This is a genomic window from Coprothermobacter sp., from assembly GCA_013824685.1.
GTDB lineage: Bacteria > Caldisericota > Caldisericia > Cryosericales > Cryosericaceae > Cryosericum.
This window is the reverse complement of record PNOG01000012.1, coordinates 41,403-65,873: the sequence shown is the minus strand read 5'-3', so window position 1 is coordinate 65,873 and position 24,471 is coordinate 41,403. Positions and strand designations below refer to the sequence as shown.

Here is a 24,471-nt window from a genome sequence, read left to right as displayed (position 1 = left end):
TTCAGAATTCCGTTTGCGACCCGACGGTATCCAAAATGCGATTGAACACACGAATCACCGACAGCAGCCTTGCCGCACCCGGCGTGAGTCGATGAACCACTTGGCTGGCATACTCCGACGACACAAGCACGGCGACGACAGGCAGCCCTTCACGATCGCCGAGAGCCTTGACGGCATCATAGCCGCGCTGTACGTCGTCCGCAGTCGTCTCTGCCTGCAGATTTGTGTTGGCAACGAGTCCGGCAACATCAAGGCGGCTGCTTGAGCGAATGGCTGTCAGCATGCGCTTCAGGCCGTCCGCATGGTCCATTCCCGGTCGCAGCGTGTTCACCACGATGTACATACTGTAGTCACTGGCAATAATCGTTTCGCGGAACTGGGCGACAGCTCCTGCTCCGATGGCGTCTCCACCAACATCAATGACCTTTATTGTGTCTGGAGAAGACAGTAGAGCATGGAGATTGCGAGGAAACGTTGGGATGTCCGCATGAAGGAGTCGACGCTCCGGCTCAACGATGTTCAGTCTCCTTGCTTCGTCCTCGGTGAGCAGTCGCAACATGTCCCGCAGACGGAAATAGGGCTTGACGACATCGAGATCACACAGTGTAACCGGGAGGGTCGTCTGCCGGATCAGTGACAGGGCAAGGTTGATACTGACCTCGGTCTTGCCCGATCCGGATGGCCCCGCAAACACAATCGACTGGCCTGACCGGGGTCGACCAAACAAATCGGCAAGTTCACGCATGGGCCAGCACGTCCAACGTACTCAGGACCATCCGCTGTGCGCCTACTCCGGCGGGTACATTCCGGCGGGTACCGAACCATCCAGCACGCGGAGTACACCCAACGCCAGCGCCTTCATCTCATCCTCGCCCGGATAGACCTTGACCGGTGCGATGAACTGGACACGCCTTGTGATCTCGTCGATGAGGAACGCCGACCGGGCGATACCTCCCGTCACGACAACAGCGTCGACGTCTCCCTTCAGTACGGTGGCCATTTCCCCGATGGTCTTCGCGACTGTGTACGCCATTGCTGTATACACCAGAAGGGCGTGTTCGTCACCATCGTCGATCATCTTCTCCACCGCACGCGCGTCATTCGTTCCGAGGTGGCTGACCAACCCTCCCTTGCCTGCAAGGAGTCTCATCACCTCCGACTGCGAGTACGCGCCTGAAAAGCACAATTTGACCAGCCCAACGGCTGGTAGACTGCCCGCTCTCTCGGGAGCGAAGGGGCCATCACCGTTGAGCGTATTGTTGACGTCGATGACCCGACCCAGGTGGTGCGCCCCGATAGAGATTCCTCCGCCGAGATGAACCACGATGAGATTAGCCTCTTTATAGGTTTTGCCGATGTCTGCGGCCGCCTGCCTGGCGACAGCCTTCTGGTTGAGTGCATGAAAAATGCTCACGCGGTCGAGCCCCTTCAAGCCCGAGAGACGCGCCAATGGGTCCATCTCGTCGACGACGACGGGGTCTACGATGAACGCCGGAACACCCGATTCCCTTGACAGCTCGAATCCGATGCAGGCAGCCAGATTGGACGCGTGTGCACCCATTGCAGGGTCGTGCAGGTCACCCACCATCGCCTCATTGACGCGATACGTCCCTGATGGAAGCGGTCGTAACAGCCCTCCCCGGCAAGCAATAGCCGACAGACTGACCACGGCTGCACTGTGGCGGGTGAGGAAATCCTTGACAATCGCCAGCCGCATTGGCAGCTGGTCCATGAGCGAAACGAATTGGGCGATCGTCGCAGCGTCGTGCGAAACGGTTTCCGTCGCGACAGGAGTCCGATCGTCGAAGATGGATAGCTTGGTGCTTGTGGAGCCTGGATTGACGACAAGAATCCTGAATGGCAAGGCCGCCTCCCATATCCTGGATGCACCGGCAAGACAAGGAGGGCGCGCTGAACGCACCCTCCCGAGAGAACTACGATCTATCAGCCTACCCAGCCACGAATCTTGACGGCCTCACCGACACGGTCGACTGCGACCATGTCAGCTGCCATCCTCATCGTAACCTTGTCTGTCTTGTGCTTGGTGTACATGTTGTACACGCGGTCGAATGCCTCGGTCATGACACGGTCAAGTTTCTCGTTGACTTCCTTCTCCGACCAGTAGTAACCGTAGTTGTTCTGAACCCACTCGAAGTAGGAGACGGTGACACCGCCGGCATTGCCCAGAATGTCCGGGACTACAAAGACACCGTTCTTCTCGAGAATCTCGTCTGCGTCAGGGTTGACACCACCATTGGCCAGCTCGACCACGATCTTCGCCTTGACATCCTTTGCGTTGTCCCTGAAAACGGCGTTCTGGAGAGCTGCAGGAATATAGACGTCGACGTCCAGCGCGCGCAGTTGCTCGTTGGACACGTTGTCGAGCCCCTTATACCCCTTCACTGTCCCATTCTTAGTCTCATAGGCCTTCAGATCATCAGGGTCGATACCCTTGGGGTCGTAGACGCCGCCGTTGACCATCGTGATGGCAACGATCTTTGCACCATCTTCCTCATGAAGGATCCTGGAAGCGTAGAAGCCGACGTTGCCAAAACCCTCAACGGCGATAGTGGCGCCCTTGAGGCTCATACCCATCTTCTTTGCAGCGAGGCGCAGGCAATAGACGCCGCCAAGCCCGGTCGCGGCAGTCCTTCCAAGAGACCCGCCCAGAATGAGAGGCTTGCCCGTCATGAGAGCCGGCGTGTTGTGGCCGGTCAGCTTGCTGTATTCATCGATCATCCATGCCATGATCTGGCCGTTGGTGTTGACATCCGGAGCAGGAACATCGCGGTCGGGGCCAACAAACGTCCCCAACGCGCGGATGTATCCACGGGAAAGCCTCTCGAGCTCGCCGGTGGACAACTTCGTGGGATCAACAACGATACCTCCCTTGCCACCACCATACGGGAGACCAACAACAGCGCACTTGAGCGTCATGAGGGTCGCCAGAGCCTTGACATCCTCGAGAGTCTCATCCTGGTGGAAACGGATGCCACCCTTGGTTGGTCCGACCGCGTCGTTGTGCTGGCAGCGAAATCCCTGGAAAACCTTCGTGGTACCATCATCCATGCGAACAGGAATGGAAACGCTGAGCGTCCTCAGCGGGTTGCGGAGAATCTCCGTGATTTCGGGATTCTGACCGAGCTTCGTGCCTGCAATCTGAATTCTGTCTTGAGCTACCTGGAACCAGTTTTTCTTCTCGCCTGCCATAATAGCCTCCGTGACGTGTGGTGTTGGCTCTCAGGGAGAATGGGGAGCCGTCCCGTTATGGGGCTTTAAAACGCCATTTCCTATTCTAGGCCCATGCACCAATATTGCAATGGCTTGTGAAAAAGCAAACAACCCTACGCTAGAGGGCACCCTTGATAAGCTGCAACACGTCAGCGGCATGGTCAAAAATATCCTCCTCGAACACGACCTTGGGATAATGCCAGCCCCCGTAGAACTCCTCGTACTGCTTGTTCAGCCCCTCCAGGTAATCTCCGCTGATGTTCTCAATGCTACGATTGCGTTTGCGGATGTTGGCCAGCAGCGTCGGGACGTCCCGGCGAAGATACACGAGCAGGTTGGGGTTGGGAAGCCGACGTACCATGAGCTGATACAGCTTGTCATAGGTATTCCACTCGTCCGGCGACAGGAGTCCGTCGCGCACAAGTGCCTTGGCGAAGATCTCACGATCCTCATAGATGGAACGGTCAAGGATGGCAGGGACATCGCTCATCAGGACGTGGTTCAGAATTTGCTCATAACGAAGAGCCAGGAAGCTGATCTGCGTTGCAAATGCCCAACGCCGCATATCCTGGTAGTAGCTGGGCAGGAACGGGTTGTCGCCGAACGCTTCGAAGTAGACAGAAAAACCAAGCTCACGCGAGATCATCTGAGCTAGCGACGTCTTCCCTGCACCGATGTTTCCTGCGATGACCAAGTACATGGTTTCCCTCCTGCGAACTATGTCTGAGAGCAGGCCCGGACACAATCAGAGTTCACGCTCGCCGTTCCCGGTGGCCTTGACGAACACTGGTCTTCCTTGGCGCTGTGCGTCTCCCCCTGCTTCCGTCAACGTCCAGGGTCTGCCCCTTCCGATCCCTGTATCTGTTCATAGTAGCAGCAATCGACTCCCTTGCAAAACCAACCCTGCATCTATAATATACATGCTCGTCTGTGCCATCAGGAGGAAACCTTGTATCTGAGCAAAGTCTTTGCACCGCGTCTGCGTGAAGTTCCCCAGGACGCCGAGACCATAAGCGGCCAACTCATGCTTCGCGCCGGCCTGCTTCGCAAATCGGCTTCTGGCATCTACACCTATCTCAATCTCGGCCTGCGCGTCAAGCAGCGCATAGAGGAAATTGTGCGCCAGGAGATGGATAGCCATGGCGCCCAGGAAATCCTGATGCCTCTGTTGATGCCCGCTGAACCCTGGCAGGCGACCGGCCGTTGGGATCTGTACGGCGATGAAATGTTCAAGTTGACTGACAGGAAGGGCCGATCGTTCTGCCTGGGGCCAACGCATGAGGAACTGGTCACATCTGTCGTCGGCAGTGAGCGTCATTCCTACAAGGAACTGCCGTTCAATCTGTACCACATCACCAACAAGTATCGGGATGAGATTCGCCCCAGGTACGGCCTTATTCGAAGCCGTGAATTCACAATGATGGACGCCTACAGCTTCGATCGCGACGAGGCCTCCATCGAGCCAAACTACACCCTCATGTTTGAGGCATACAACAACATTTTCCGCCGTGTGGGACTTACGTTCCGCCCTATCCAGGCAGATTCTGGTGCCATCGGCGGTTCGTCGTCGCACGAGTTCACGGTCCAGGCAGACAACGGAGAGTGTGCCTACGCCGCATGCGACAACTGCGGCTATGCTGCCAACCTCGAACTCTCGAAGGCGCGCCCTGCAACGAGTCCTGAGAATGTTACGGATACTCCGCCCGCGCCGGAAAGCATAGCCACGCCTGGCATCCACTCCATCGACGAGGTTGCGCACTTCTTTGCCGTCGATCCAGGCACTGTCCTCAAATCCATCCTCTATATCGCTGACGACAAACCTTGGCTCCTCGTGGTGCGGGGAGACGACGATATCAACGAAGTCAAGCTCATGAAAGCCGTGCACGCCCGCGAGGGTCGACTGGCGACCGACGAGGAAGTACTGAACATCCTTGGCGTTCACCCAGGTTCAGTCGGGCCCATGCAGTCAGCAGTGCCCGTCGTTGTCGACGAGATGGTTCTTCGGGACACCGCCTACACCGTCGGAGCCGGCAAAGATGGGTTCCACATCAGGAATGCCTTCTTTGGGCGGGACTTTGACTCGACCATCGTGGCAGACATAAGGACCGTCCGGGCAGGGGACCTTTGCCCCGTGTGTGGCCATCCACTGCATACGGCCACAGGTATCGAGGTCGGTCATACGTTCAAGCTCGGTACGAAGTACTCTGTTCCTCTTCATGCCAACTATGTCGATGAAGATGGCAGCGAGAAGCCGTATTTCATGGGGTGCTACGGCATTGGCATCGGGCGCACGCTGGCCGCCATCATCGAGCAGCATCACGACGACAAGGGTATCGTCTGGCCGATGTCCGTCGCCCCCTTCCAGGTCGTTGTCGTTCCTCTCAACAAGGGCGACGATGCGGTCTGGCAGGCTGCGCTTGAGCTCTACGAAGGACTCGAGAAAGCTGGGATTGACGTCATTCTTGACGACCGAGGCGAGTCGGCAGGCGTCAAGTTCAACGATGCTGACCTCATGGGTTTCCCGATCCAGGTCGTCGTCGGCAATTCTTTCCTCAAGACTGGCAATTTCGAGGTCACTCTCCGCAACAACAAGACGGACAAGAAAGCCACTCCCTCTTCAGAAGCAATCGCATTCATTGTCGATCTGGTGCGAACCACAGACTAGCCAAGGCAAATTGACACCCTGCTGTTAGCCAGTAGAATAGAAACACAGCATCTATGCCAAAGGAGGAACCATGAAGGTTTCGATCGATCAAGAGGCTTGCATCGGGTGTGGCGCTTGCGTTGCCCTGTGCGATGCCATTTTTAGGCTTAATGATGAGACCGGTAAGGCTGAGGTCATCCCGGGTGCCGATTGTGGCGCTGCCGGTTGCTGCAAGGAAGCCGCCGAATCATGCCCCGTCGGCGTCATCGTCGTCGAAGAGTAGTCTGCTACCCCATAAGTTGCCAAGAGGCCCCGTCAACGGGATGTTGACGGGGCCTCTTGATCGCCAGACAGCAATATCTGCTACCCTGCGTAGCGCCCCAGAACAATACAGACGTTGTGACCGCCGAACCCGAACGAACTCTTGAGGATATACTGGACATCGGATGAACGTGCAACGTTCGGGACATAGTCCAACGGGCACTCGGGGTCGAACGTCGCATAGTTGATGGTGGGATAGATCAGTCTGTTCTTGATGGTCAACATGCAAGCTACGGTCTCTACGGCGCCGGCAGCACCCAGCAGGTGACCGGTCATAGACTTTGTGGAGCTCACAGGAACAAGTCGAGCTCGGCTTCCAAAAAGCGTCTGCAACGCAAATGACTCCGTCCGATCGTTTGCCGGGGTCGACGTCCCGTGTGCATTGACGTAGTCGATATCGAGTGGAGTGAGTCCTGCACGCTCGATGGCGGTACGCATGGCCCGCACGATCTGTCTCGCCTCAGGATCGGGCGACGTCATATGGTACGCATCTGATGTTACTGCCTGAGACAGGATCTCGCCATAAATGTGTGCCCCCCTGGCAAGCGCATGGCCGAGCTGTTCCAGAATCAGTATTCCTGCGCCTTCGCCCATGACGAATCCATCGCGTTCCTTGTCGAAGGGCCGGGAAGCATGTCCAGGATCATCATTCCGCGTAGAAAGTGCGCGCATGTTGGCAAAAGCTCCGACGCTGGTCATTGTCACCGCCGCATCGGACGCCCCCGTCACGATGACGTCTGCGTCGCCTCGCCGAATAGCCTCTAGAGCCTCCCCAAGCATCTGGGTACCACTCGCGCATGCACTGACGACTGAGCTGGTCCCTCCATAGAGCTTGAACCGCTGAGCTATGGTGCTCGGAATCGAGTCCACCAGCATCTTCGGAACGAGAAACGGGGAAATACGCGAAGGTCCCTTGACGGCGACCTGCAGCACTTCTCCTTCCCAGGACTCCTCACCACCTATGCCGCTCGTGACGTAGACGGCGATTCGTTCCCTGTCCTCAGTCTGCAGATCCAGCCGTGAGTCCAGTATGGCTTCCTGCGCAGCTGCAAGCGCCAGCTGCTGTACGCGGTCGGTACGTGCAACGTCACGCTTTTCGAAGTAGTCCTCCGGATTGAAGCCCTTTACTTCGCCTGCGATACGACAACTGATGGCGCTTGCATCGAACCGGGTGATCGGCCCCACACCTGAGACGCCGGCCGCGAGTCCCGCCTCAAACGCAGGGATGTTGTTTCCAATCGGCGACACAATACCAAGCCCCGTTATGACGACACGGGTCCGCTCCATGGAAATCCTGTCTCCTGCAGCGTCAGGCAATGTGGGACATCACGTAGTCGACTGTCTGCCCTACGGACGCAATCCTCTCGATGTCCTCGTCTGGAATAGATGTTCCAAAAGCGTCTTCCAGCGCCATTGTAATGTCGACCAATGCCAGAGAATCGGCACCAAGATCCTTCACATACTGAGCCTCATCCGTAATGCGAGACTCTTCGACACCCAGCTTTTCCTTGGCAATCTCTACTACCTTCGAGCGGATTTCTTCCTTGGTCATCAGACTCCTCCTGATAGAAGAATATCCAAGCGCTTCAGAGAGACAATCCTCCGTCGACCGCGAGCACTTGGCCGGTAATGTACGAAGCGTCTTCACTTGCAAGGAACGCCACAGCTTTGGCAACGTCGCTCGGCGTTCCGGCCCGCCTAAGCGGAATACTAGCAAGATACGAGGATACGACCCCTATGTCAAGCGAGCTCGTCATGTCTGTCTCCACAAATCCAGGCGCAACAACATTGACGGTGACCCCGCGTGACCCCAGCTCCTTCGCCGCCGTCTTCGCAAGAGCGATAACGCCTGCCTTGCTCGCCGCGTAGTTGGCTTGCCCAGTGTTCCCTCCCAGCCCGACTACCGACGAGATCAGCACGATGCGCCCGGATTTCTGACGCATCATATGGCGGGCAGCTGCCCGCGTTACGTTGAATGCGCCAGTGAGATTCGTTCGCAGCACGTCGTTCCACTTCTCGTCCGTCATCCGGACCAGCAAGGCGTCCCGGGTGATACCGGCGTTGCTGACCAGAATGTCCAGCGAACCCGTCAAAATGATACTCCGCGCAACCAGGCTGTCGGCCTGAGCGACGTCCCCGACGTCTGCCTGGACTGCTTCGCAGACCCGACCCATCGCGGTGACGGCTGCGACGACTTCTTCTGCCGCCACGCGGTTCTGGCGAAAATCGATGACAATATTGGCTCCCTGCATAGCCAGCTCAAGAGCAATGCCTCTGCCGATGCCTCGCGACCCACCCGTGACCAGGGCCGTCCTTCCTTCCAGCGTCATTGCCATTTCTCCTCCTCCACGGCCCTGACGTTTCCTCCAGGAACCGCCTTCCGACCAAGCGCCGTGAGCACACCCTTCGGCCCGACTTCCAGGTACTCGCTCGCCCCCATTCTCTGGAGTGTCTCCATCGTGCGCACCCACTGCACCGGGCTCCTGAACTGCGCAACAAGGCACTCCCTGATTGCCTCGGGGTCATCTTCCGATAGTCCTGCCACATTGTTCACAACGGGAAAATGAGGCCGGAAAAACGCGACATCATGCAGGACCGCCCCAAACTCGGTCGCACCGTCAGCCATGATGGACGAATGAAAGGGGGCACTCACACGTAGTTTGATCGCGCGTCCTCTACCGATCGCCTTCACGGCCCCTATGACGCGGTCCACAGCAGCCATCTCGCCAGACACGACCGTCTGGTCGGAAGCATTGTAGTTGGCGGCTTCCACGATTCCGGACCGACGCCCTTCGGCAAGAACGCTCTGCAAATCGTTGTCGTCCAATCCTACGATGGCGGCCATCGTACCCGGTGAACAAGATGCAGCTCTTGCCATGATCTCTCCACGACGTCGCACGAGTCGAATGCCGTCCTCAAACGTGAAAACGCCCGCACAACACAGTGCACTGAACTCTCCCAGGCTGTGACCGGCAGCAACATCGCAGAGCATACCCCTGCTCGCGAGTGCCTCGACCCATGCCATCTCAGTCGCAAAGAGGGCAGGCTGGGTGTTCTCGGTGCGAGTCAGCGCCGCCTCGTCACCTGCCTCGACGAGGTCCCATAGGTCAAGACCGAGCACGTCGCTTGCCCGTTCAAACAGCCTGCGAGCCGACATCGGGTCGACTACGTGGCCTGCCATTCCTACGTATTGCGAACCTTGCCCGGGAAACAGAAATGCTGTCATGACTGCATCCTCCTGTTGCCAGCGTTCATTGTATCGCCACCGCAGCCCTCAGACCAGTGCCAAGAAACAATCATCAGCAACTTCTGATCCCCGGACTAGAAAAAAGGACGGGGCACAGTTGCCCACGCATCTCTGTGTGGTACTGCCACCCCGTCAATCTGAACCTATCTGGAAGTGTTCTTCTGGAGAAGCACGCCAACAGGCATGATTCGCCAGTTAGGCCTCTGCAGGCCCTTCTGTCTCTTCGTGCTGGACAACCTCTTCGGTCGACACGGGTTCGGCTGCAGCGCTCTCGACGTTCTCAACGGCGGGGGCTGCAGTCTCGACGACTTCGGGCTCGACATCCTCAACGGTTGGAGCTTCAGTCGCCACGACTGTGGACTCGACAACTTCAGGCTCGACGTTCTCAACGGCGGGGGTTGCAGTGTCGACAGCCCTGGGCTCGACGACTTCGAACTCGACAGAGGTGCTATCGGTTGCATCCGTATCCGAACCGGGCTCCACCTGCGGCGTCTCCTGTCCGGGCTCACGTCCGAACACGCTCTCGTTGCCTTCCACACCCTTCATGCTCAGCTTGACCTTGCGTTCTTCCTTCAGGACCTCGAGCACACGAACCTTGACAACATCTCCCACATTCAGCACATCCTCGACCTTACGAATCTTGTCGTTGGAGATCTGTGATATGTGCAGGAGACCGGTAACACCTTCCGAGAGCTCGATGATTGCTCCAAAGGTCAGGATGCGAATCACTGCCCCCTCGAGGGTCATGCCGATTGGATAGTCTTCCTCGATGGTTTCCCAAGGATGTGGCTTCGTCTGCTTGATGCTCAAGGAGACCTTTCCGGTCTCCGGGTCGACCTTGAGAACCTTGACCTTGACCTTGTCTTTCTTCTGGACGACCTCCTCGACAGGACGGCGGCGACCATAAGTCAGCTCTGAGAGATGGACCAGGCCTTCAACCCCATACCCGATGTCCACGAACGCCCCAAACTCGGCGATACCGTTGACAGTGCCTTCATAGATATCTCCCGGCTGGATCTTTGTGAAGAATTCTTTCTTCTGCTTCTGGCGGATAACCTGCATCGCTGCACGATGAGAAGCGATGATCCGGCGAAGTTTCTTGTCGAACTCAGTGACCTTGACAGGAATGTCCTGGCCAACCAGTGAAGGCAAGTTGTTGCGGTAGTCGCTGGCGACCTGTGATTGAGGCAGAAAACAGGGCACACCGATGTCAACAAGCAGACCGCCCTTGATGGCCTTGGTGACTTTGGCAGTGACGATCGTCTGCTCCTCGAAGTACTTCTCGACATCGGTCCAGACCTCTTCCTGATCAGCCTTCAGCTTGGAGAGGACTGCCGTACCTTGTTCATCCTCTTCCTTGACGACGGCTACTTTCATCGTTTCGCCAACATGCGCGATTTCGCCGACAGCTACATCGGTACGCATAGTCAAGCGGTTGAGCGGGATATAGTAGTCTCCCTTTCCGCCAGCATTGACCATGACTCCGTCACGCTCAAGCTTGACGACGGAGACGTCAATGACGTCCCCACGCCGCAGCAGGCGTGGCGCGTATCCGGCCTTGGGCGACAAGTCTGCGACAAGGGCTGCCTCGAGCTCGGACGCCTTGGTCTCGTCACCTGCAGCCTTGACCTGTTCGGTCTCGGTTTCGGCCTTCTCTGGTGCGGCCACATTTTCTGGAGTCTTTTCCTCTGCCGCATCGACAGCCGGAACTATCGGTTGTTCGACTGTTTCAAGCAGGTTCTTCATGTCAAAGAGTCCGTCCGTTTCACCTGTGGTTTCTGTTCCAACGTGTTTATCCATGTCCACCATGTTGACTCCTCTGCATTAAGGATGAATGTAAATCAGTCTTTGAGTATAAAGCTAAAACGAATGCTTGTCAAACCCCCGAAAACCGCGTCACTACCTGCTGACGTTGGCTTTGCCAGCAGAAACGGTCGTGCCCGCAAACCGGGCAGTTCCGCCGCGATCGTCCTCGATCTCCAGCAGTCGATTGTACTTCTCAATACACTTCAACCTCAATAATGAACCAGCCATGATCTGATCGATGTTGACACTGACGACCGGGTAAGCAACGAATATGTCTGGCGGCCAACCGAAACACCTGACGGAAGTTGCATCGGCGACTAGGAAAGCGATACAGTTGCTGGAAAATGGCGGACTGGGTGCTTTATGACGTTGGTCGATAGAAAAACAGGATTCCTGGTTGGAAAGAAGTTTGATGATCACCGAGCAGAAACCCTGAAGGAATCAATGTGCAACGACTTAAGGGGGTCGCCCTGTCATACGTTGACGGCAGACAACGGCAAAGAATTTGCGCCCCATAAGGCCATAACAGCTGGAGAAAGTACCGGTATCCTTCGCTCACCCGCATAGTCCGTGGCAAGGGCCTGCCAATGAAACCACGAATGGGCTGTTACGTCAGTTTTTTCCGAACTACATGAGTTTCCTGACGGTGACGCAGGAACATCTGGATCATGCAATCCACCTGCTCACTAACCGCCCGCGGAAATGTCTCAACTGGAAAACGCCTTATCAGACCTTGGCAGAAGAATTGTTGCACCTGGTTTGACAAACCGCCAATCATCGCTCTGTACTGAGAACCTTGCCCTGGAAAAGCAAACGCTTTCATCTGGACCACTCCATAATAATGGCACCGGAAGTCATTCCAGCGCCAAAAGAAACCATAAGCACGTTGTCGCCATTTTTCAGCTTTCCTTCTTGATAGATCTTGTCAAGCGCAACAGGGATAGAAGCAGCAGAGGAATTGCCATACTTATCAATAGTGACCACGACCTTTTCCATAGGTATGCCCAGTTCTTGAGCTCCAGACTGAATGATTCTGAGGTTTGCCTGGTGAGGTATGAACCAATCGACACGCTCAAGGGGGACCTTTGCCTTGTCGAGAACCTTCTTTGCGATACGCGAGATCTCACGGACAGAAAATCTAAATACTGCCTGACCATCCATCTTAGTGAAGTAACTTCGTTCTTTCAGTACTTCTTTGCTAAACGGTTTCCTCGAACCGCCAGCAGGTAACGTGAGGTACTGCGCAAGAGAGCCATCAGCAAACAGTTCAAATGAAATGAAACCACCATGTTCGACGGTGCTCAGTACAGTAGCGCCTGCTCCGTCACCAAACAGAACATACGTTCCTCTATCTGTATTATCCATCATCCTGGTGATAACGTCAGCTCCGACGACAAGAACATTTTTGTACATGCCTGATTGAATGAATTGAGCTCCAGCAGTAACTGCATATATCCAGCCTGGACAACCTGCCTGAAGGTCAAAAGCAGCTGCATTTTTTGCTCCAATCATCTCTTGCAGCAGGCAAGCTGTAGCAGGATAATGCATGTCAGGAGAATTTGTTCCAACAATGATCAAATCAACGTCATTGGGAGACAGATGTGCATCTTCCAGCGCCCTTTCAGCAGCAATTTGTGCGAGGTCACTCGTTGCCTGGTCTTTTCTCGCAAAACGTCTTTCCGTAATTCCTGACCTGCTCCTTATCCATCCATCAGTCGTGTCGAGAAGTTTCTCAAGATCAGCATTGGTAACAACCTGTTCAGGAACATAACTACCCAGACCAACGATTCCTACCATCAAAAAACTCCTACACTAAAGAGTCCCATTGTCAACAAAAACCGCAGCAATAACACCTTGTGCTACGAGAGAATCACCAGAATAGATCTTGCACTCACTTCTTGCAACGTTATGCCTAAAAGAAATGAGCCTTGATTTTACAATGAGAGTCTGTTCAGGAACCACCTTCTTAAAAAACCTGAACTTGTCCACTCCGGCAAAAAAGCCAAATAGGCTTCTATACTTTGGAACAGTAAGTATCATAAATGCAGATACCTGCGCAGCAAGTTCCACCACAATAACGCCAGGAAGAATTGGCATCTGCGGAAAATGTCCCTTGAAAAAATCCTCCTTTCCAGTAAAAGTTTTCTTGCCTGTCACGCTTTCTCCGGGCACAACGTCAGTTATCTCATCGACAAAGAGGAATGGCTCTCTTTGAGGGAGTATTCTCTCTATGTCCTCTTTGCATAGCTTGCGTTCATTCGTGTTCATCTTCAAACACAACCCCCTTGCTCAATTCCATTTTCTTGTTCTCTTCATCAACCACTTCCCTGGAATTCCAGAGAGCGTGTAATTGCGGGGAATATCGATCATAGAACATCAAGAGGATTCATAGAATTCATCGCACGATACATCTCTATATTCTTTCTGTAAAGCTTCGATAAGTGCCTTCACGGAAATTATCTTCTTTACACGATAGGCGTTTGCACCAGCAAAAGCAAAACCATTCTCAAAATATCCTCTCTTGGCGTTAGTTAATGCAAGTGCAATGCAATAAGGGGAATTGGCATAATCACACGGCTTCAAACATTTCCAGGGACACTTGATTGGTCTCCTGATTCCTTGGTTTACGTCATCTAAGAACTTATTCCTGATCGCTCGTCCTGGCATTCCAACAGGACTATCTATTATGATAATATCTTCCTTTTTGCTTCTTACGTAAGCCTCCTTAAACTCCATTGAAGCATCGCACTCGTAAGTTCCTACAAACCTTGTTGCCATCTGAACTCCACTTGCTCCTAACTGAAGAAACCTGTAAATGTCGGCTCCAGTAAATATGCCACCTGCAGCAATTACAGGAATGCTTTCCCCGTAACGTTGTTCGTAGATTCTCATTACGGAAATAACATCGGGAATTATCCTTTCTAAGGCATAATCGGGGTCATCAATTCCTTCCTTCTTGAATCCAAGGTGCCCACCAGCCATCGGGCCTTCAACAACTACTGCATCTGGTACTAACCCATACTGCTTCGCCCAATATCTGAAGATAAGTTCTGCAGCCCTTCCTGAGGAAACGATAGGAACAAATTTCGTACTATTCTTTCCAATCTTACCCTGCAAGATTTTCTCCGGCATTTTTAGAGGAAGCCCCGCTCCTGAAATAATGAGATCAGCACCCTCCTCCACTGAAATATCCACGTGATCATCATAATCTGAAAGGGCCACCATTATGTTTACACCGATGATGCCTTTCGTCATCTCTTTTGCTTTTCTTATTTCTTTTCTAAGGGCTCTTGCGTTTGCTTCTCTGAAGTTTTTGGCAAAGTCCGACTCTGACATACCGATTCCTGCAGAAGAAATAACTCCAATAGCTCCCTCATTTGCAACGGCTGAAGCTAAACCCGATAAAGAAACGCCTACACCCATACCCCCCTGAATAATCGGTACACGAGCCTCCAAATCACCTATCTTTAGTCGTGGCATTTCGCTCACATATTGCCTCCCGAAAATAGCTTTTTACCTTGCTTGTAATCGATAGTGAAACATATGTTCACTTTCAAGGTACTCCTCTATGTAGGTATCTTACTGATATTCGTTACTTAACCCAACCACCAAATCAAATCTATAAGAAGCTGCATGAGAAATAGATTTCTTTCATACTTTTCTTCTCAAGAACTCGATATACAATCAACGTGAGAGTTCAGGCTTGGACGTCCGTCCTTTTCTCGAGCGCCTGCGTCAGCGTGAATATGTCAGCAAACTCCAGGTCACTTCCCTTGGGAATACCCGTGGCAATGCGAGTAACGCGCACTTCCGATGCGGCCAGCAACTTCGCGATGTACATCGCAGTGATGTCACCGTTGAAGTTGGGATTTGTCGCAATGATGACCTCGCGCACATCGTCTAACCCTATGCGTTCGACAAGGCGGTCGAGCTGCAGTTCTCCAGGTCCCACACGGGCCAGCGGGTCGATCCGGCCGTGCAGAACATGATAGAGACCCCTGTAGGCCCCTGTCTTCTCAATGGCAGACAGGTCCCGTATCTCCTCGACAATACACAGGAGTTTTGCGTCTCGCGACGAATCCCGGCACACTTCACAGAGGTCGCCCTGCGCGAAATTGCCGCACCGTCTGCAGAAGGTGATCTCGCGCTTCGCTGCCATGAGAGCTTCAGCCAGGGCACGTATTTCGTCCTCGGGCTGATCGAGCAGATAAAACACAAGCCTGTCAGCAGCCTTCGGTCCAATGCCGGGCAAATTCCCCAGCCTGGCGGAAACCTCGATGAAACGCCTGGGCAGGAACACCGCTTACCCGAGCCCGGGAATATGGGGCATGCCGGCCGTGACCTTCTTCATGATCTCGTCGGCCTGACGGTCTGCCTCCGCCTGGGCTTCGCGCACGGCCGCAACGACAAGATCTGCTGCCATCTCCGCGTCACCAAGATCGAAGTCCGCCTGAATGCTGATACCGATGAGGTCTTTCTTGCCATTGACCACGGCAGTGACCGCGCCTCCGCCTGAAGTCGCAGATATCCTGCGATCCAGCAGCTCCCGGTCGGCGCGTGCTGCATCTTCCTGCATCTTCTGGGCCTGCTTCATGAGATTGCTAACGTTGTACATATGGCTCCTCCCGTATCACCTCAGGAGCCAAACAGCGACTCCGTCGCATCGAACGTCTTCTTGAGCAATTCCAGCTTGTCGTCCACCGGAACCTCTGCCACGGTTTCCTGCTCCGCAGGCTCCTGGGATCCCTCCTCGACCAGCCTGACTTGGTCGACTGCATAGGCGGACCGCGCCGCTGGGACAAGAACTTCCTCCTGCCTCTGCTCGAGCATTGTACGGAACAGTTTGGTCTTAGGTCCGAGGACAATCCGCAGGACGCCCTGGTCGACCCTGACTTCACGGACATCGAGCGCCTGCAGCATCACCCCGATGGGCTTGCTGGCGTCAGAGACAAGTGCCTTGAAGTGCGCCCACTGGTCTGCAGGCTCATCTGCGAACGTGCTGCTGGATTCTGGAACTGTCTCGTCAAGACTACCGCGGGACACCTCAACGGTGTTCTGTACAGCCTCCACCTGCCGGACAGCAGGCCTGGGCGCCTCCTGACTACTTGTGAACTGCACTCCACGGGAGAACTCTTCATGCGAACGATCGAGACCCATGGGCAGGTCGAGTGCGATTGCGAGCAAGAACGTCTGGACAAGGGGGTACGGATCCGACAGGTAAGCCGACTGCTGCTGGATTCGTGCAAAGATCGCTGCCAAGCTCACCAGAGCCGCGTCCGGAAATGCCTTGAGCCGATCGGTCGGGACACCGTCTGGAATCGGAGGCCGCAGCGTCACTTTGTCAAGAATGTATCTGCTGATAAGAGCAATTGTCCTTTCAAGCAAGTCGGCAGGCTCTATTCCACTTCGTTCCAACTGGTCCAGAACCGAGGTGACTACCCTCGGATCGCGAGAGAGCAGAGCCTCGACAAGCAAGGAAATGCTCTCTTCAGTCGGCAGTCCCAACAGGTCCAGCACCGTCGCGCCAGACACCGATTCGGTTCCAAACACGGAGAACTGGTCGACCAGGCCTATAGCGCCTCTCATCGACCCCCCACTCAGCGCAACGATCTGGTGAAGGGCTTCGTCGGTTATGTTTGGAGCCTCAATGTCCCGAAGGCCCTGAAGGTATCGGAACATGGCGGCTTCCGAAATCCGCTTGAAGTCGAACCGCTGACACCGGGACAGGATCGTCTCGGGCAGTTTCTGAGGTTCTGTCGTTGCCAGGATGAACACGAGGTAGGCGGGCGGCTCCTCGAGCGTCTTCAGAAGTGCGTTAAACGCAAAGACGGTGAGCATATGGGCTTCATCGATGATGAAGACCTTCTTGCGACTGCGAGCGGGAACGAACCTGCTGGACTCACGCAAGTCCCTGATGTCCTCGATGGTCCGGTTGCTCGCAGCATCGATCTCGATGACATCGATATCCGTGCCAGACGTGATCGCTCTGCAATGCTCGCACTCCATGCACGGATGGCTGTTCGGTCCCCGGTCACAGTTCAGGGCTTTGGCCAGAATGCGGGCAACGGTCGTCTTCCCGGTCCCCTTGGGACCGGCAAACAGGTATGCATGGGAGGTCCTGCCAGTATCGACAGACCCTTTCAGAATGCGTACAACTGTCTCCTGACCAATGACGCCGTCGAACGTGGTGGGACGGTACTTTCGGTATAGTGAAACGTAGCGCTCAGTGGATTCCATGGTGTCTGCAGTATACTGCCCACACACGTCATTGCAAGAAAACCTCGGACCACGACTTCTTGAGGCCTCGAGGTGCCAGCCTATACTGTTTGCGTGAAACGATTCCTCCGGATACTCGTCATACTCATGTGTACGGCAGGCGCCGTTCTCGCTCTGACCTACGCGGGCATCGACTTGTATGGGTACAAACAGCAGTCTGAGCGGGCTGACGTGATTTGTCTGTTCGGGGCTGCGGTCTGGGGAGACAGTCCATCACCCGAGCTCGAAGCGCGCATCATGTGGGCAGTTCAGCTGTATCGCGAAGGGCGCGCTCCGTTGCTGTTCCTGTCCGGAGGTCCCACGGGGTCGAATCTGAGTGAAACGGACGTCATGGGGGCTGTCGCTCTAAAGCGGGGGGTCCCTCGCAGCGCCCTGGTATTCGACAACGCAGGTACCACGACGGCTCGCACGCTCACGAACCTCAAGCGCTACATGCAGGGGAACGGCCTGACTTCTTGCCTGATGGTCTCATCACCCTTTCACATGGCACGAATCATGGTGTTGGCCCGTCTGGACGGTCTGCAAGCATTCACCAGCCCACCAGCCGAGACACCTGTTTCGCTCAGCATCCCACAGAGAACAAGGGCAACTGCCCGCGAGGAGCTTGCATTGTTCAAGGACCTCCTTGTCTTCGCGGTGTCGCCTGACTAGCGGGAACGCCTTCTCAAGGCGATACGGACAAAACCCGGATGGGCAACCCCGGCAAGCAATACGCCACGGCTGAACCTCAGTGCTCCTCGCAGCTCCCGCGCCAGTCGGGAGGCGACGGTGATGTCGAGGCCCTCAAGGCGTCCTGCATACCGTCGAATGTCCTCGGGTGACAGAGACAGCTCCCGACCCACGATGGTGTCGATGAGAGAGGAGAGAGCAACAACCCGCACGCCCCCGACTGCCGTTTGAACGCGAACCTTCGCTCTGGTAAAGACGACCAGAGGCCGAACGTGGCACGGAACCTGTAATTTCAGGCGTCCCTTCACGTACATCGCTTCCGCTGTAGCCTGGCGCACGAAATCGTGATATAGAGGTTCGCCGTTCCTGCATAGACACCCGTCCCTCAGACTGATGGTGCCGGAATGGTTCTTCGTCTCGACGACGAAGACCCCAGTTGGACCGACGACGATGTGGTCGACGTCGCCAGCATAGAAACCGACGCCGTTGAACAGGTGGAACTCCTGTGGCAGTCGTGAGAGAACAACGCCGACATCGTACTCGCCGCCCGCCCCACCATAGTACCGGTCGGCAGCAGCTTCCAGGCTAAATACGTCGCACACACACCAGAACCCCAGAGCCACGACAGCACACCCTGCTCCAGCACCAACGAAGCCGGTGGTCTGGACTCCTGACCGGAAAAGGAAATATGTCAGAATACCCATCATCAGCATGGGAACAAGAGCCCGGAACATGAGCCGATCGCCCTTACGATATGTCGCTGCTCCAGCCTTGCCGTGAACGTGTGCCATCCACTCTCCCGTGAAGAGACTGCATCGAGTCACCAGGACCACCCCGAAGACGCCTCAAGCCTTTTAGTGTACGCTCCTGCCGTCCGCGTGCAACCCAATGCTTTCCACCCCGCCGTGGTTCGTCATGAGTTGCAGTCGGCGGCCGCTTCGAGCTGCCATTGCACAAACATGTCGGTTTTCTTTTCGCTCCCACCAAGTATACTGACTGACATATACGTTTGGAGGACCGTCATGATCAAGTCAGTCAAGGGGACCAGCGACATAGCATCACCCGAAGTCCTTCTATGGCAGCATGTGGAGAGAACCATGGCCACAACTGCCAAAGCTTATGGCTACGAGGAGATCCGCACTCCAACGATCGAGATGGAGGAGCTCTTCTCCACGTCGGTTGGGCAAGGCACCGATATCGTCGAGAAGGAAATGTATGCCTTTCCGGACAAGAAGGGGCGCCACCTCGTCCTGCGCCCTGAAGGAACGGCTGCAGCATGCCGGGCATACATAGAACACCAGATGAATCTACAGCCTTCTCCAGCCAAGTTCTACTATATGGGGTCATTCTTCCGATATGAGCAGCCTCAGAGTGGGCGCAAACGCGAGTTCCACAGCTTCGGCGTCGAGGCTATCGGCGAACAATCGCCAGTTCAGGATGCCGAGGTCATCGACATGGTCATGACGATGCTGTCAAGACTCGGTCTGTCACACCTGTCCGTCGATATCAACAGTATCGGCGACGACAACTGTCGACCCGCCTACAAGGATGCCCTCCGGGCTGCGCTGGCGGCGCATGAGAGCGAGCTGTGTGAAGACTGCAAGAGACGCATGAGCGACAACCCTCTCCGCGTGCTCGACTGCAAACGCGAAGATCCGTCACTCCTGGAGTCGCTGCCAAAGTCCGCAGACTATCTGTGCGCAGAATGCGAGGACCATTTTCACCGCCTCCTGTCTACGCTCGACGCTCTGAAGATTCCTTATCGTCTCAACCACAGACTGGTCCGAGGCCTTGACTACTACACCAAGACCGTATTTGAGGTCGTCTCTGAGGATCTCGGTGCGCAGAACGCTCTCCTGGGAGGGGGCCGCTACGACTATCTCGTTCGTCACCTGGGAGGACCGGCTACTCCTGCGGTGGGCTGGGGTCTTGGACTTGAACGCCTTACTTCCGTGCTGACAGCGCGCTACCCCGAGCTCACTGCTTCACTGGCAATCCCGCGAGCATACATTGTCCACTCGAACACAGCCACGGCTGTCGCCTTCGAGTTGAGGCACACCTTGGCCGACACGGGCTGGGCCCTGGATCTGGACATGCGCCAGGACGGGTTTGGAAAACAACTGGCACGAGCATCCAAGAGGGGAGCGCGCATGGCACTCATCCTCGGTGAAGACGAGATTGCGGCAGGCACCTGCACGGTGAAAGACCTGACGTCAGGTTCCCAGTTGACGGTGGCACTGGAGGACGTGGCCGCCTGCCTTGCCAGTGCCGTCCAGAAGTAGAGCTGGCGGCATTCAGGCGTGCGTAGAGGGCTTGCGTTGGTTTTCCTGTGTTTTCAGGTATAATAATGGTGTGTCACCCTGCGATGCCCGTGAACCACTTGACGGGTTTGAGCCAACACAAATCACTCGGAAGCAGATGCCCTGTGGATACGAGCGCTTCGCAGTGTTCTTGAAGCAGGGAACTTTATGCTCCCACCTGCTTAGGCAGGTTCAAAAGCTTCGTCAAGGCACGACCTTGTGGGGTGGCCTTTTGGCATTTGAACGAGAGTGGGATTCTTATGCAGACTGATCGAGGATTGGTTATCGCGCGTCATGGAGACGTCGTCATGGTTCGACTGCAGCCCCAGAACGGATGTGTGTCGTGCGCTCTAGCCCAGTTCTGTGTGGGCAGCAAAGAGAGTAGCCCGACCGTCAGGGCGACTGCTCCTTCTGATATTGCCCAAGGAGACTTGGTTGAAGTGTCGCTCGACGATTCGCTCATTCTCAAGGCCTCCGCGATCATGTATGGGGTTCCGCTGGTTGCCTTTCTGGCAGGAGTGCTTGGCGGTTATGGATTCTCATCTCTGGCAGGACTGAGCGCGAGTCTATCGATGGCACTTCCTGTCGCGACCGGATTTGTCATGCTGATCCCCGGCGCTATCCTTTCACACAGGGCTGCAACGCGATTGAACCCCACAGCCACTGTTGTACGCAAACTCGATCAGGAGGTGACCAGATGCCAGTGAACATGACTGCAATCTGGGTACTGGACATTGTTATCGCTCTCGGCATGATCTCCGCAGCCATAGCCGTCCTCGCCCTTGGACGCAAGCTTGGGGAGTTCTCAAAGAGCATTTCTGCTACGATGGTCGACGTGCGGAAACAGGCTGACGATCTGAAGTCGGAGGCAGTCAGGCTGATGCAGTCGACCCAGGTCTCAGAGCAACACTTCGACCGGCTGGCAAGACAGCTGACGAAGCTCACCGCATCTGCCGATACTGCTGTGAGAGCATTGCCCGCGGCAGCTTCCGGCCGAGACGGCGGGCTGCTGCCAAGAATGATGAGCACGGTTGTACGTGTCGTGTCGGCATACAAGTTTTTCAAGTTCATCTTCCTGAGGAGGAAATCATGAGTGAGCGCAATGACTGTGGATCGTTCATAGGCGGACTGCTGATCGGTGGCATTGTCGGAGCGTTGGTGGCGTTGGTTCTCGCCCCCCAGAGTGGAGAAGAAACGCGCAAGCTTCTGAAAGACAAGGCTTTCGAACTGGGCAAGGAAATCAGCGATCAGACCGAGACTCTCAAGGAGAAAGGTCGTGAACTCCTGACGCAGGACGGGATCGAGATCGGAGAGTCCACAGACACCAATCCCTGAGCTCCTCCGGGCGATTTCACGCCCAGGCATCTTGATTCAGGGCAAGTTCTTGGTATACTCTCCGTTGTGTTGGGGAATCGTCCAACGGTAGGACAGTAGCCTCTGGAGCTACCGATGATGGTTCGAATCCATCTTCCTCAGCCAAGTATGGCGCTGTAGAACAGTGGTTAGTTCGGGGGGCTCTCAATCCCCAAACAGGAGTTCAATTCTCCTCGGCGCTACCATTGTGTTTTCGCTCATTGAGATAACCGCCTTCTACTGTATGCGGAAGGCGGTCTTGCAGGCTCCAAAACCCGTCTCGCCAAACGGAATTCCTTCCGGGAATAAGAACCTTTGAAGTTGTTGCTTAGTCGTCAGGCCAACCTTCTGCCAGAATGCCGCCATGTCTTGAAGCACTGCGAATCCCTTCTTGACCACTTCCTTAGGCACTATCTCTGAGCTTTCGGCCGCAGCTATCTGGCTCTGGAGGTTATCGCTCTCCTGCTCAGCCTCAGAGAGGAGCTTCTTGGTGTCTGAATCAGAAAACACTCCCGAAAGGGACTTGTCCAGTATTTGCCGATGGCGTGTGCTCAGCTCCACGAGTCTGGCCTTGAGTCGTGCCATCTGCTTCGCACCCACGGACCTCTGAGATGCCAGGTTGGCCTCGATTGCCACGCACAGAAGCTCCGTCAAGTTCGGCAGAGACTTAGGTCAGACAGGAGCTGGGTGATCGAACGAGCCACGCGAGTAGGAATGATGCTATAGACACCCCCCATGGTCAGTCCCAGATACGTAGATAAGAGGTTCGGGTTAGTTCTCGGGCAATGTCAAGAAATGTGGAATGTCACCGCATCCAGTGTCGGCCTTCCTGGATCGGCATGTCTTCCGAACCAAAGCTACTCTGTGAGAGAATCCTACCGCCGCTATGCGGAGATAGCCAATCATGATTCAAGACGGAGACCACTTCGGGCCCCTCGCCCGGAAAACACGTGGAGCCACCCTGCTTTCGCACAATCTACTAACGTACGCGGGGTTGGAACCAAGAGGCTTCCTCACAAGTGGCAATACGCCCGCATCGGCATACAATGAATTAGTAGCATAGCAGCGGGAGAGGCAATGAATAGCGACAATGCAGCCAACTGGAGGAACACTCTCTACTTTGGCGACAACCTGGATGTACTCAAGAAGTACGTCCCAAATGACGTTGCCGCCCCATCTCGTGACATCAATAGGAGGAGACAGTGTCTGATTTCTCGGTAAATGGAAAGGCTCGATGCCCCCATTGCGGAGTGGTGGTTCAGTTCCCGGTGGGGGATTTGGATCGACTCTACGATCGTCCTGCTGGGTCGCCCACAGGCTATGCCATACGTTGGGTCCAGTGTCCGAGCTGTGGCAATGTCGTCATTAGCCTGATTCATGAGGCACAGGGAATCTCAAGAGACACAGTTATCTACCCCTTGGGCTCACTAAGGGACCCTGTTCCTCCAGAAGTCCCGCCCGCGATCAAGGAAGACTACGACGAGGCGGCTCAGATCCTGTCTCTGAGTCCAAAGGGCAGTGCCGCTCTCTCCCGACGATGCCTACAGGCGGTACTCGTTGACGAAGGAGGAGCGAAGAAGAAGAACTTGGGTGACCAGATTGACGAGGTCACGCCAAGCATACCAGCCTATTTGGGGGAGGTGCTGGATCAAGTCCGCGTCATTGGCAACTTCTCGGCGCATCCGCTCAAGGACACGAACTCGGGAGCCATAATCGAGGTCGAGCCTGGTGAGGCCGAATGGAATCTTGATGTCTTGGACGGGCTCTTCGACTTCTACTATGTGAAGCCGGCGACATCCAAGCGCATGAGAGCTCAACTGGACAAGAAGCTGACAGCCGCAGGGAAGCCAACAATCTGAAGATGTCGTGAAGAAGGGACTTCGACTGTACGGAACCTGCAATCAGGGCAATCAGGGCAATTCTGGGGACGAGTGCGGACAGGGGCAGATCGTGGATTTGCTGCTTCGCCTGAGTGCTATTCTGCAGCAGGTGCTTGAAGCTATGGACTTCGTGACGGAAGGCTGGCAAGGGATGACTGCATGTTCTAAAAGGGGGTCAGCGGCATGGAAATCACTTGGACAGATGGCATAGCTCTTTATGGCGCCGTGATGGCTACTTGGGTAGCCGTCGACCAGTTCAGGAAATCAAGGTCGCACGTCCTCGTGACCGTCCAGCGGGTTTGGATCTCAGATTCCAACGGATGCTTCAGTGACGAAGAACTGAGTGTCCAGGCTGCGAACACGGGGACTCTGACCGTGTCTTTCGGGAGTCTTCCCTCATTGTGTCACAAAGAGACGGCAATGGTCTTCCCCGTATCCCATCAGAACAGTGACAGGTTTCCGCGCGACCTGCAGCCAGGAGGAAGCTGCAGGGTCTTCATGAATCCCGTCTACATCGCGCAACACCTCAAGGAATCGGGTGTGCATGGAATCGTCAGTCTTCGAGCCAAGTACGTGGATGAGACCGGAAGGGTGTATTGGAGTCATTACTTCAGCCTTGATGTGGACCACCCTCTTGTGAAGGAGAACGATGTCCAGGATGGTCCAACTTCGGAACGATCATCTGGAAAGAGCTGATAATCTCGCTTGCGTCCAGACTCTCGCCGTCGGCAGACCGCGAGTCTG

The 24,471-nt window shown here is 55.3% G+C and carries 28 protein-coding genes, 2 tRNA genes and 1 other RNA gene; 12 read left to right on the top strand and 19 right to left on the bottom strand.

Annotated features, from left to right (window positions below):
* Position 1: 1 nt before the first annotated feature.
* The 4 genes from C0398_04515 to C0398_04500 form a co-directional block, all read right to left on the bottom strand.
* A complete protein-coding gene (locus C0398_04515; protein ID MBA4365254.1) occupies positions 2 to 745 on the bottom strand; it encodes a hypothetical protein in 744 nt (247 codons plus the stop codon).
* A gap of 42 nt (positions 746 to 787) precedes the next feature.
* Entirely contained in the window at positions 788 to 1,864 is a 1,077-nt protein-coding gene (buk, locus tag C0398_04510) for a butyrate kinase (protein MBA4365253.1), read from the bottom strand.
* An 80-nt stretch (positions 1,865 to 1,944) separates the two neighbouring features.
* Positions 1,945 to 3,210 carry a glutamate dehydrogenase gene (locus C0398_04505; protein ID MBA4365252.1) on the bottom strand — a complete coding sequence of 422 codons (1,266 nt, stop codon included), beginning with the start codon at positions 3,208 to 3,210 and terminating at the stop codon, positions 1,945 to 1,947.
* Between the two features lie 139 nt (positions 3,211 to 3,349).
* Positions 3,350 to 3,931: a deoxynucleoside kinase gene (locus C0398_04500; GenBank protein MBA4365251.1), complete on the bottom strand. Its 582-nt coding sequence runs from the start codon at positions 3,929 to 3,931 to the stop codon at positions 3,350 to 3,352.
* Between the two features lie 249 nt (positions 3,932 to 4,180).
* Here C0398_04500 and C0398_04495 point away from each other — a divergent pair, with 249 nt between their 5' ends.
* Together C0398_04495 and C0398_04490 are read left to right on the top strand one after the other, a co-directional pair.
* Entirely contained in the window at positions 4,181 to 5,896 is a 1,716-nt protein-coding gene (locus tag C0398_04495) for a proline--tRNA ligase (GenBank protein ID MBA4365250.1), read from the top strand.
* 70 nt (positions 5,897 to 5,966) lie between these two features.
* Positions 5,967 to 6,158 (top strand): ferredoxin, encoded by a 192-nt coding sequence (locus C0398_04490; GenBank protein ID MBA4365249.1) that lies wholly within the window; start codon positions 5,967 to 5,969, stop codon positions 6,156 to 6,158.
* 80 nt (positions 6,159 to 6,238) lie between these two features.
* Here C0398_04490 and fabF read toward each other — a convergent pair whose 3' ends face one another.
* The 13 genes from fabF to dnaX form a co-directional block, all read right to left on the bottom strand.
* Positions 6,239 to 7,483, bottom strand: a complete 1,245-nt coding sequence (gene fabF, locus C0398_04485) for a beta-ketoacyl-[acyl-carrier-protein] synthase II (protein ID MBA4365248.1) — start codon at positions 7,481 to 7,483, stop codon at positions 6,239 to 6,241.
* Positions 7,484 to 7,505: 22 nt separating this feature from the next.
* A complete protein-coding gene (gene acpP, locus C0398_04480; GenBank protein MBA4365247.1) occupies positions 7,506 to 7,748 on the bottom strand; it encodes an acyl carrier protein in 243 nt (80 codons plus the stop codon).
* A gap of 34 nt (positions 7,749 to 7,782) precedes the next feature.
* Positions 7,783 to 8,526, bottom strand: coding sequence for a 3-oxoacyl-[acyl-carrier-protein] reductase (gene fabG, locus C0398_04475; GenBank protein MBA4365246.1), 744 nt, complete (start codon positions 8,524 to 8,526; stop codon positions 7,783 to 7,785).
* Positions 8,523 to 9,422, bottom strand: a complete 900-nt coding sequence (gene fabD / locus C0398_04470) for a [acyl-carrier-protein] S-malonyltransferase (GenBank protein ID MBA4365245.1) — start codon at positions 9,420 to 9,422, stop codon at positions 8,523 to 8,525. Before fabD ends, fabG begins: the two co-directional genes overlap by 4 nt.
* A 216-nt stretch (positions 9,423 to 9,638) precedes the next feature.
* Entirely contained in the window at positions 9,639 to 11,252 is a 1,614-nt protein-coding gene (locus C0398_04465) for a hypothetical protein (GenBank protein ID MBA4365244.1), read from the bottom strand.
* Positions 11,253 to 11,342: 90 nt separating this feature from the next.
* Positions 11,343 to 11,669: a hypothetical protein gene (locus tag C0398_04460; GenBank protein MBA4365243.1), complete on the bottom strand. Its 327-nt coding sequence runs from the start codon at positions 11,667 to 11,669 to the stop codon at positions 11,343 to 11,345.
* Positions 11,670 to 11,856: 187 nt separating this feature from the next.
* Positions 11,857 to 12,072, bottom strand: a complete 216-nt coding sequence (locus C0398_04455; GenBank protein ID MBA4365242.1) for a hypothetical protein — start codon at positions 12,070 to 12,072, stop codon at positions 11,857 to 11,859.
* Positions 12,069 to 13,049, bottom strand: coding sequence for a 3-oxoacyl-ACP synthase (locus C0398_04450; protein MBA4365241.1), 981 nt, complete (start codon positions 13,047 to 13,049; stop codon positions 12,069 to 12,071). The genes C0398_04455 and C0398_04450 overlap by 4 nt, the downstream gene beginning before the upstream one ends.
* Positions 13,050 to 13,061: 12 nt before the next feature.
* On the bottom strand, positions 13,062 to 13,517 hold the full coding sequence (locus C0398_04445; protein MBA4365240.1) for a beta-hydroxyacyl-ACP dehydratase: 456 nt from the start codon (positions 13,515 to 13,517) through the stop codon (positions 13,062 to 13,064).
* A gap of 108 nt (positions 13,518 to 13,625) precedes the next feature.
* Positions 13,626 to 14,729 carry a nitronate monooxygenase gene (locus C0398_04440; protein ID MBA4365239.1) on the bottom strand — a complete coding sequence of 368 codons (1,104 nt, stop codon included), beginning with the start codon at positions 14,727 to 14,729 and terminating at the stop codon, positions 13,626 to 13,628.
* A 217-nt stretch (positions 14,730 to 14,946) separates the two neighbouring features.
* The gene (locus C0398_04435) at positions 14,947 to 15,549 is read right to left on the bottom strand and encodes a recombination protein RecR (protein ID MBA4365238.1); all 603 of its coding nucleotides are present in this window, start codon (positions 15,547 to 15,549) and stop codon (positions 14,947 to 14,949) included.
* 3 nt (positions 15,550 to 15,552) lie between these two features.
* Positions 15,553 to 15,864: a YbaB/EbfC family nucleoid-associated protein gene (locus C0398_04430; protein ID MBA4365237.1), complete on the bottom strand. Its 312-nt coding sequence runs from the start codon at positions 15,862 to 15,864 to the stop codon at positions 15,553 to 15,555.
* 20 nt (positions 15,865 to 15,884) lie between these two features.
* Entirely contained in the window at positions 15,885 to 17,486 is a 1,602-nt protein-coding gene (gene dnaX, locus C0398_04425; GenBank protein ID MBA4365236.1) for a DNA polymerase III, subunit gamma and tau, read from the bottom strand.
* A gap of 93 nt (positions 17,487 to 17,579) precedes the next feature.
* On the opposite strand from dnaX, the gene C0398_04420 reads away from it, so the two are divergent.
* Entirely contained in the window at positions 17,580 to 18,176 is a 597-nt protein-coding gene (locus tag C0398_04420) for a hypothetical protein (protein ID MBA4365235.1), read from the top strand.
* Here C0398_04420 and C0398_04415 read toward each other — a convergent pair.
* Positions 18,173 to 18,985, bottom strand: coding sequence for a hypothetical protein (locus tag C0398_04415; protein ID MBA4365234.1), 813 nt, complete (start codon positions 18,983 to 18,985; stop codon positions 18,173 to 18,175). The genes C0398_04420 and C0398_04415 overlap by 4 nt on opposite strands.
* A 168-nt stretch (positions 18,986 to 19,153) precedes the next feature.
* Between C0398_04415 and C0398_04410 the strand changes: the two genes are divergently transcribed.
* The 7 genes from C0398_04410 to C0398_04380 all read left to right on the top strand — a co-directional run bounded on the left by C0398_04410 (position 19,154) and on the right by C0398_04380 (position 22,053).
* Positions 19,154 to 20,476, top strand: coding sequence for a histidine--tRNA ligase (locus C0398_04410; protein ID MBA4365233.1), 1,323 nt, complete (start codon positions 19,154 to 19,156; stop codon positions 20,474 to 20,476).
* 72 nt (positions 20,477 to 20,548) lie between these two features.
* A non-coding RNA gene (gene ssrS, locus C0398_04405) (6S RNA) lies at positions 20,549 to 20,724 on the top strand.
* A 30-nt stretch (positions 20,725 to 20,754) separates the two neighbouring features.
* Complete coding sequence (locus tag C0398_04400; GenBank protein ID MBA4365232.1) at positions 20,755 to 21,201, top strand: hypothetical protein; 447 nt, start codon at positions 20,755 to 20,757, stop codon at positions 21,199 to 21,201.
* On the top strand, positions 21,192 to 21,587 hold the full coding sequence (locus tag C0398_04395) for a hypothetical protein (protein MBA4365231.1): 396 nt from the start codon (positions 21,192 to 21,194) through the stop codon (positions 21,585 to 21,587). Before C0398_04400 ends, C0398_04395 begins: the two co-directional genes overlap by 10 nt.
* Complete coding sequence (locus tag C0398_04390) at positions 21,584 to 21,829, top strand: hypothetical protein (protein ID MBA4365230.1); 246 nt, start codon at positions 21,584 to 21,586, stop codon at positions 21,827 to 21,829. The genes C0398_04395 and C0398_04390 overlap by 4 nt, the downstream gene beginning before the upstream one ends.
* A 70-nt stretch (positions 21,830 to 21,899) precedes the next feature.
* Positions 21,900 to 21,973, top strand: a tRNA-Gln gene (locus C0398_04385).
* Between the two features lie 5 nt (positions 21,974 to 21,978).
* Positions 21,979 to 22,053 (top strand) — tRNA-Glu (locus C0398_04380).
* 31 nt (positions 22,054 to 22,084) lie between these two features.
* Here the strand turns inward: C0398_04380 and C0398_04375 are convergent.
* Positions 22,085 to 22,483, bottom strand: a complete 399-nt coding sequence (locus tag C0398_04375) for a hypothetical protein (GenBank protein MBA4365229.1) — start codon at positions 22,481 to 22,483, stop codon at positions 22,085 to 22,087.
* Positions 22,484 to 23,256: 773 nt separating this feature from the next.
* On the opposite strand from C0398_04375, the gene C0398_04370 reads away from it, so the two are divergent.
* Together C0398_04370 and C0398_04365 are read left to right on the top strand one after the other, a co-directional pair.
* Entirely contained in the window at positions 23,257 to 23,706 is a 450-nt protein-coding gene (locus tag C0398_04370) for a hypothetical protein (protein MBA4365228.1), read from the top strand.
* 204 nt (positions 23,707 to 23,910) lie between these two features.
* A complete protein-coding gene (locus C0398_04365; protein ID MBA4365227.1) occupies positions 23,911 to 24,423 on the top strand; it encodes a hypothetical protein in 513 nt (170 codons plus the stop codon).
* Positions 24,424 to 24,471 lie beyond the last annotated feature (48 nt).